Consider the following 6,298-nt stretch of genomic DNA (forward strand, 5'->3'; position numbering starts at 1 on the left):
TTCGTTTTTTTCTGTGCTAACCGATAAAGGCTTTTATGGAAGTCGATGACAAAGCCTGGCGCCTGATCAGCGCGCTGCAGGCCGATGGCCGCGCCTCGCTCAAGGAACTGGCCGAGGCCGTGGGCCTGTCGGTGCCCGCCACGCTGGAGCGTCTGCGGCGTTTGCAGGAAGTGGGCGTGGTGCGTGGCGTGCATGCCGACATCGACCCCGCCAAGGTCGGCTACGGCGTGCGCGCCGTGGTGGGCATCAACGTGCCGCAGCCCGGCAAGAAGGCGCTGATCGACAAGCTGCGCCAGTCGCCCCAGGTGCTTGAATGCCACCATGTCAGCGGCAACGATTCGTATGTGATGCAAGTCGTGGCGCGCGACCTGCCCGACCTGGAGCGCTTTCTGGGCGACATCAATGGCTATGGCGAAACGCGCACGTCCATCGTGTTCTCCACGCCCATCCCGCTGCGTGGCCTGGCCCGCCCTGAGGCGGGCTGACCCACACTTCAGAACGTGATCTTCACCGACGCCGCACTGCGCTGTGCGTCGCCATGGAACACGGCCTCGATGTTGTTGCCATCCGGGTCCAGCACAAACGCCGCGTAGTAGCCGGGGTGGTAAGCCCGCTCACCCGGTGCGCCGTTGTCCTTGCCGCCATAGGCCAGGGCCGCCTTGTAGAACGCGTCCACCATCGCCCGGTCCTGCGCCTGAAAGGCCAGGTGGTGCCGGCCGGTCAGGTGCCCCTGTGCGGCCACGCTGTCGGCCGTGGAGACAAACAGCTCATCCGCCCAGAAGTAGTCTTCGGCCGTGCCGCCCATGGGCACGTTCAGTGCGTCGAACACGGCCGCGTAGAACCTGCGGCTGGCCGCGAGGTCGCGCACCACGAGCTGGATGTGATCGATCAGCCGGCCTCGGTGCAGTTCCTGTGCTTCCATGGGAGTCTCCTTTCGGTGAGAGGAATCGGTGCCAGGTCTCAATCGGGCGCATGCAGCCCGACACGGTTGCCATCCAGGTCATGGATGTGCGCAAAGAACCCCATGCCCGGTGGCAGCGCCTGGCGGGGCAGGGCCACGCGGCCGCCGTGGGCCACCGCGCGCTCCAGCGCAGCATCGAGCGAGGGCGATGCGTCCAGGTACACCAGTGTGCCGCTGCCCGACACCTGGGGCGCCGTGGGGCCCATCATCAGCGCACCGCCTGCGCCATCGGCCTCGGGGTCGTAGGCAAACACGGCGCCTTCGCTAGGCCCCATGTTCTCGCGGCGCATGGGCTGGCCCAGCACGGCCTCGTAAAAGGCCTGGGCGCGGTCCAACTGGGTGGTGGGGATCTCAAACCAGGCGATGGCGTTTTTCATGGGGGCTCCTTGTGTGTGAAAGAACGAAAGTAAGAAGCCCCGATGGTGAGCGGGGGCTGCTGACAGCGGCGTGTCAGCAGCCTGTCACGCGGCATCACATCGCCGTAGCGGGCGCTGACGCCGCCACCTGCGCCCGAAACGCGCGCGGTGACAGCCCCGCATCGCGCGTGAAGGCGCGGGTGAAGTACGCCGGGTCGGCATAGCCCAGCGTGTAGGCAATCGTGGCCACGCCCAGGTGGGTGTAGGCCAGGTTGCGCCGCGCCTCGCGCATCAGCCGCGCCTCAATCAGCCGCTGGGCCGACACGCCGGTGGCAGCCCGCGCCACGCGGCTCAGGTGCGTGGGCGACACAGCCAGCGCACGCGCATAGTCCGCCACCTGCCAGTGCTCCAGAAAATGCGCCTCGATCAGCGCCTCCAGCCGCTGCACCAGGCTGGACTCTGGCGCGTGGGAGTCGTCCGGGCTGTGGTCTTCCATCGCGCGCGCCACCCAGCCCAGCAGCGTGGCGCTAAGGCCCCGCAGCACCAGCGCACGCGCCTTGGCCCGGCCCGAGAACTCCTGCCAGACCTGGCCCATGGCCTGGTGCAGCTGTGGCGGCGCAGGCGCCACGGCGGGCCGCGCCAGGTCGCGCCGCACATCGCCCACGCGCACAAAAATCTCGTCCATCAATTCATCGGCCAGCGTGGCCACCCAGCCCTGCGTGTGCTGCGCAAAGCGAAACGCGTGCACATGCCCCTGCGGCACGTTGATGAGCGCACCGGCAAACAGCGGCACCCGCTCGCCATCCAGGTGCGCCACGCCCCCGCCCGAGGTGATCAGCAGCACCTGGTGCAGCCGCTGGTGCCGGTGCGGCGCCAGCTCCCAGTCGTGCAGCGCCGAGCGCTCGGCAATCGTCTCGCAGTGCAGCACATCGGGCAGGTGCTGCGACTCGCCAAACAGGCTGTAAGAGCGGATGCCATCGATGTTCGAAAAGTGCATGTTCTGGCTCCCTCCGTCCATTCAACGCGGCGACTGTGCCACGTATCTTTGGGTGGTCCGTTTGACCCATGTCATGAACACACCAACCACTACTGGAGACGCTATGAAAACCCAGGTTTGCATCATCGGCGGAGGCCCCTCGGGCCTCATGCTCTCGCAGCTCTTGCACCTCAAGGGCATCGACACCATCGTGCTGGAGCGCCAAAGCCGCGAATACGTGCTGGGCCGTATCCGCGCCGGCGTGCTGGAGCACGGCTTTGCCGCCCTCATGCGCGAGGCCCAGTGCGGCGAGCGCATGGACAAGGAAGGCGAGATCCACGACGGCTTCATCATCGCCCACGACGGCCAAATGGACCGGGTCGATTTGCACAAGTACAGCGGCGGTAGCTCCGTCGTGGTGTACGGCCAGACCGAGCTGACGCGCGACCTGTACGAAGCGCGTGACCGCATGAAGGGCGTCGTCATCCACAACGCCGAAGACGTGCAGCCGCACGACCTGAAAAGCGCCAACCCGTACGTGACCTACCGCAACGGCGACGAGGTGGTGCGCATCGACTGCGACTTCGTCATCGGCGCCGACGGCTTCCACGGCGTGAGCCGCAAGTCCATCCCACGCGACGTGCTCAAGGAGTATGAAAAGGTCTACCCCTTCGGCTGGCTGGGCGTGCTCTCGCGCACCAAGCCCGTCTCGCCCGAGCTGATCTACGCCAAGCACGAACGCGGCTTTGCGCTGTGCTCGCTGCGCTCGCAGGTGCTGAGCCGCTACTACATCCAGGTGCCGCTGACGGACAACGTGGAAGACTGGTCCGACGAAGCCTTCTGGACCGAGCTGAAACGCCGCCTGCCCGCCGAAGTGGCCGAGCGCCTCATCACCGGCCCCTCCATTGAAAAGTCCATCGCCCCCCTGCGCTCCTTCGTAGCCGAGCCCATGCGCTACGGCAACCTGTTCCTGGCGGGCGACGCCGCCCACATCGTGCCGCCCACCGGCGCCCGGGGCCTGAACAGCGCCGCATCCGACATCTACTACCTGTACCACGCCATGGTCGCCCACTACAAGAACGGCGACAGCACCGGCCTGGACAAGTACTCCGAAAAGGCCCTGGCCCGCGTGTGGAAGGCCCAGCGCTTCTCGTGGTGGATGACGACCATGCTGCACACCTTCCCCGACTCGCTGGCCTACGACCAGAAGCTGCAGGACACGGACCTGGCGTACCTGTTCTCGTCGGAGAAGGCGTTGGGCTCGCTGGCGGAGAACTACGTGGGGTTGCCGTTCTGAGCATCCGGCAGTAGCAGCACGCCGCAAAAATAGAAGGCTTGCATGGGGCTCCATGCAAGCCTTTTTTGCGCCCAGATCGGCGTGGAGGGCAAGCTGCAATCCGTCCGCGCACCCGGCGCACCGGCGAACCGGCGCGCCGGGTGGCCCCCATGACGGCCGCCTTTCACCGCGACTTCCATCTGCTCCGGGAAATTTAAGCAAAACTGATGCTTACGCCCGGGCGGCAGGCTCGATAGCATCGCACCCGTTGCCAAGTCAATGCCCCCCAACAGCGTTTGGGGGCAGAGCACTTCACGGTAGTGAGTGCCAATCAACAGCCAGAAAGCCGTTCAAGATGGATTGGGTCCCGATAGTCTTCATCACCTTCAAGGTGCTCGTGTTCGGCACCGGCATGTTCTTCGCCATCAAGTGGCATTACGACCAAGGGAAGAAGGCGAAAGAAGAAGCCAGCAAGCGGCAAGGCTTGGCGGAACAGGCGCAGGACGCGCCCTAGCGGGGGCTGATTCTGGGCGGCGGCCAGGTCAGCGGTGCGCGCCCCCCGTTTGCGCAACGCGTCCATCCACCCGGCGGAGCCAAGCGGCTACCGCGGTCTTTACCGCCTCGGGTTGCTCCAGCGTCGTCATGTGTCCCGCGCTCTCCACGATGACCAGTTCTGCCTCGGGCAGGAGGTTCGCCATTTCTTCGCTCAAGGCCAGGGGCGTCACCTGATCTTCACGCCCGCAGAGAACGAGCGCGGGAACCCGCAGCTCCGTCAATAGCGCGCGGTTGTCAGGCCGGTCCATCGCGGCCTGCTGCTGCTTTGCAAAGCCCTCGCTGCCCACCGCCCTTGCCATGTCTGCCAGCAGACGCAGGAGCTCCAGGTCATTCACGTGGGATCGGTGAACCACCCGAGCGGCAAACCCGGCAGCGATCTGATCGAGGCTGGCCCCGCCGCTTGCCATGGCCCGGACCATCCTTGTCCGTGCCTGCTTTGCTTCCTCAGCATCCGTCCTGGCACCGGTGTCCAGGAGCGCCAGCCCTGCGATTCGGTCCCTGGCTTGGCGGCACACTTCCAAGGCTGCATAGCCTCCCAGCGAAAAGCCGGAGACCGCAAACGGCCCTGGAGGCATCGCGGCCACGGCTTCCCGGGCTGAATCGTTCAGGCTTCCGTGCAGGTGCGTGGGCGCGACATGGACCTTGCGCCCAGCACCGAGTGCGGGCAGAAGCGGGCTCCACACCCGCTCATCGTTCATGAGACCCGGCAATAAAAGAAGTGGGATGGCTTGGTTCATGAGGGCGGTTATAACTATGCAGTTCACTGCATAGTCAATACCCTGGAGGCTCGAATGTGGATTGCCGAGTTTGCGGCGCGCGGCGGGGTCAAGACCACCACCATCCGCCACTATGTCCGTGAAGGGCTTCTGGCCCCGAAGGCGGGCTTGGCGGGCGGTTCTCGCCCGTATCTCGACTTCACCGAAGCGGACTTGAGGCTGTTGAAGGCCATTCAGGCAGGACAGGCATTGGGCATGTCACTCCCGGAGATACGGACGCTGGTCGTGGAGCGGCGTTCGGGCAGCGGCCGCACCAAGATGCTGAAGGCGCTGGTCCAGCACCGTGAGAAGCTCCGGCGCAAAGCGGTGGACCTTCAAGCGATGCTCGTCCTCCTGGACCGGAAGATTGCGTGGCTTGAAGCGGGGGCCAAAGGGCCGGCCCCCTCGGAGTTTTAGAAGGCCGGGCGTCCCACCGGCAATCCGCCACCACGTACCGCCTAAGCGGCTTGCACGCTCCACCTCTACCTCGCCGTTCTGCTGTCACAGCGCCTTCACGTCACACGTCTTGGGAGCAGGAGGTCGATACCGGCCGCCGCCCCACCATCAACGTAAAGGAACTGCTGTATGAATCGCGCTGTCTGGTTCAACGTGTCGCCCGAGGGGGCCAAGGCCATCGGGACGCTTCACCACTTCGCCACCCAGGGCACGGGCCTGCCCAGCTTGCTGACGCACCTGGTCTTCCTGCGGGTGTCGCAGATCAACGGCTGCGCGCACTGCATCGACATCCACACGCGCGACCTGCTGGCCGAAGGGATGTCGGTGGAGAAGGTGGTGCTGGTCCCTGTGTGGCATGAGGCGGTGTATTTGTTCTCCGAGACGGAGCGCGCTGCGCTGGCCTGGGCCGAGGAAGTGACCCGCGTGAGCGAGACCCATGCCTCCGATGCAGCCTATGCGGCCGCACTGGCCGTGTTTGGCGAGAAGGACCTGGTGGACCTGACGCTCACGATTGCCACCATGAACGCCATCAACCGCATGGGCGTCAGCTTCCGCATGAAGCCCCGCGCCAAGGCATAAAAACAACAGGGAAGCCCGGCTTGCGCCGGACTGCCCGCTTTTCAAGCACGGATCACTTGCAGCTGAAGCTGCTTGCACTCTCCACATCCCCCGTCCCGTTGTAGCGCGCCACCTTGGGGTACACGCACAACGGCCGGGTGCGGTTGGCGGACCAGCTGGCGGGCAGCTCGGTGTTGACCACGTTGGCGCCTGCGCCGCGTGCCTTGGCAGTCACGCTGTCGGGGGCCTTGCCTTGTTCCACCCAGGCCACCAGCGGGGCCAGCATGTCGAACTGGTCGGTGGCGGGGCCGCCGGAGCAGTGGTTCATGCCGGGCACCAGGAACAGGCGGGCAAAGGCGTCGGCCTTGCCGCTGTGGTTGGCCTGCAGGCGGTCCATCCAGTTGG

The 6,298-nt window shown here is 65.7% G+C and carries 10 protein-coding genes; 5 read left to right on the forward strand and 5 right to left on the reverse strand.

Going from position 1 to position 6,298, the window contains the following annotated elements; all coding sequences use genetic code 11:
- Positions 1-35 precede the first annotated feature (35 nt).
- The gene (locus ISS20_RS02450) at positions 36-485 is read left to right on the forward strand and encodes an Lrp/AsnC family transcriptional regulator (protein ID WP_121941668.1); all 450 of its coding nucleotides are present in this window, start codon (positions 36-38) and stop codon (positions 483-485) included.
- 8 nt (positions 486-493) lie between these two features.
- Here the strand turns inward: ISS20_RS02450 and ISS20_RS02455 are convergent, their stop codons facing one another.
- The 3 genes from ISS20_RS02455 to ISS20_RS02465 all read right to left on the reverse strand — a co-directional run bounded on the left by ISS20_RS02455 (position 494) and on the right by ISS20_RS02465 (position 2,314).
- Positions 494-922: a VOC family protein gene (locus ISS20_RS02455; protein WP_291433339.1), complete on the reverse strand. Its 429-nt coding sequence runs from the start codon at positions 920-922 to the stop codon at positions 494-496.
- Between the two features lie 38 nt (positions 923-960).
- Positions 961-1,338 (reverse strand): VOC family protein, encoded by a 378-nt coding sequence (locus tag ISS20_RS02460; RefSeq protein ID WP_060985658.1) that lies wholly within the window; start codon positions 1,336-1,338, stop codon positions 961-963.
- Between the two features lie 94 nt (positions 1,339-1,432).
- Complete coding sequence (locus tag ISS20_RS02465) at positions 1,433-2,314, reverse strand: helix-turn-helix domain-containing protein (protein WP_291433343.1); 882 nt, start codon at positions 2,312-2,314, stop codon at positions 1,433-1,435.
- Between the two features lie 103 nt (positions 2,315-2,417).
- Here ISS20_RS02465 and pobA point away from each other — a divergent pair, with 103 nt between their 5' ends.
- Both pobA and ISS20_RS02475 read left to right on the forward strand, forming a co-directional pair.
- Positions 2,418-3,590, forward strand: a complete 1,173-nt coding sequence (pobA, locus tag ISS20_RS02470) for a 4-hydroxybenzoate 3-monooxygenase (RefSeq protein ID WP_291433345.1) — start codon at positions 2,418-2,420, stop codon at positions 3,588-3,590.
- A gap of 334 nt (positions 3,591-3,924) precedes the next feature.
- Entirely contained in the window at positions 3,925-4,083 is a 159-nt protein-coding gene (locus ISS20_RS02475) for a hypothetical protein (RefSeq protein WP_291433347.1), read from the forward strand.
- 28 nt (positions 4,084-4,111) lie between these two features.
- Here ISS20_RS02475 and ISS20_RS02480 read toward each other — a convergent pair whose 3' ends face one another.
- Positions 4,112-4,861 carry an alpha/beta fold hydrolase gene (locus ISS20_RS02480; RefSeq protein WP_291433349.1) on the reverse strand — a complete coding sequence of 250 codons (750 nt, stop codon included), beginning with the start codon at positions 4,859-4,861 and terminating at the stop codon, positions 4,112-4,114.
- A 54-nt stretch (positions 4,862-4,915) separates the two neighbouring features.
- On the opposite strand from ISS20_RS02480, the gene ISS20_RS02485 reads away from it, so the two are divergent.
- Positions 4,916-5,296, forward strand: coding sequence for a MerR family transcriptional regulator (locus ISS20_RS02485; protein WP_291433351.1), 381 nt, complete (start codon positions 4,916-4,918; stop codon positions 5,294-5,296).
- 168 nt (positions 5,297-5,464) lie between these two features.
- Positions 5,465-5,914 carry a carboxymuconolactone decarboxylase family protein gene (locus tag ISS20_RS02490; protein WP_291433353.1) on the forward strand — a complete coding sequence of 150 codons (450 nt, stop codon included), beginning with the start codon at positions 5,465-5,467 and terminating at the stop codon, positions 5,912-5,914.
- 52 nt (positions 5,915-5,966) lie between these two features.
- On the opposite strand, the gene ISS20_RS02495 is transcribed toward ISS20_RS02490, so the two are convergent.
- A partial coding sequence (locus ISS20_RS02495) for a tannase/feruloyl esterase family alpha/beta hydrolase (protein ID WP_291433355.1) occupies positions 5,967-6,298 on the reverse strand: 332 nt, incomplete at its 5' end.

It is taken from the genome of Acidovorax sp., from assembly GCF_016783915.1.
In the GTDB taxonomy this organism is placed as follows: domain Bacteria; phylum Pseudomonadota; class Gammaproteobacteria; order Burkholderiales; family Burkholderiaceae_C; genus Acidovorax.

What these genes read in the sequence shown, in the direction of transcription:
- ISS20_RS02450 (WP_121941668.1), top strand. Translation starts at nt 36, where the DNA reads ATGGAAGTCGATGACAAAGCCTGGCGCCTGATCAGCGCGCTGCAGGCC.
- ISS20_RS02455 (WP_291433339.1), bottom strand. Translation starts at nt 922, where the DNA reads ATGGAAGCACAGGAACTGCACCGAGGCCGGCTGATCGATCACATCCAG.
- ISS20_RS02460 (WP_060985658.1), bottom strand. Translation starts at nt 1,338, where the DNA reads ATGAAAAACGCCATCGCCTGGTTTGAGATCCCCACCACCCAGTTGGAC.
- ISS20_RS02465 (WP_291433343.1), bottom strand. Translation starts at nt 2,314, where the DNA reads ATGCACTTTTCGAACATCGATGGCATCCGCTCTTACAGCCTGTTTGGC.
- pobA (WP_291433345.1), top strand. Translation starts at nt 2,418, where the DNA reads ATGAAAACCCAGGTTTGCATCATCGGCGGAGGCCCCTCGGGCCTCATG.
- ISS20_RS02475 (WP_291433347.1), top strand. Translation starts at nt 3,925, where the DNA reads ATGGATTGGGTCCCGATAGTCTTCATCACCTTCAAGGTGCTCGTGTTC.
- ISS20_RS02480 (WP_291433349.1), bottom strand. Translation starts at nt 4,861, where the DNA reads ATGAACCAAGCCATCCCACTTCTTTTATTGCCGGGTCTCATGAACGAT.
- ISS20_RS02485 (WP_291433351.1), top strand. Translation starts at nt 4,916, where the DNA reads ATGTGGATTGCCGAGTTTGCGGCGCGCGGCGGGGTCAAGACCACCACC.
- ISS20_RS02490 (WP_291433353.1), top strand. Translation starts at nt 5,465, where the DNA reads ATGAATCGCGCTGTCTGGTTCAACGTGTCGCCCGAGGGGGCCAAGGCC.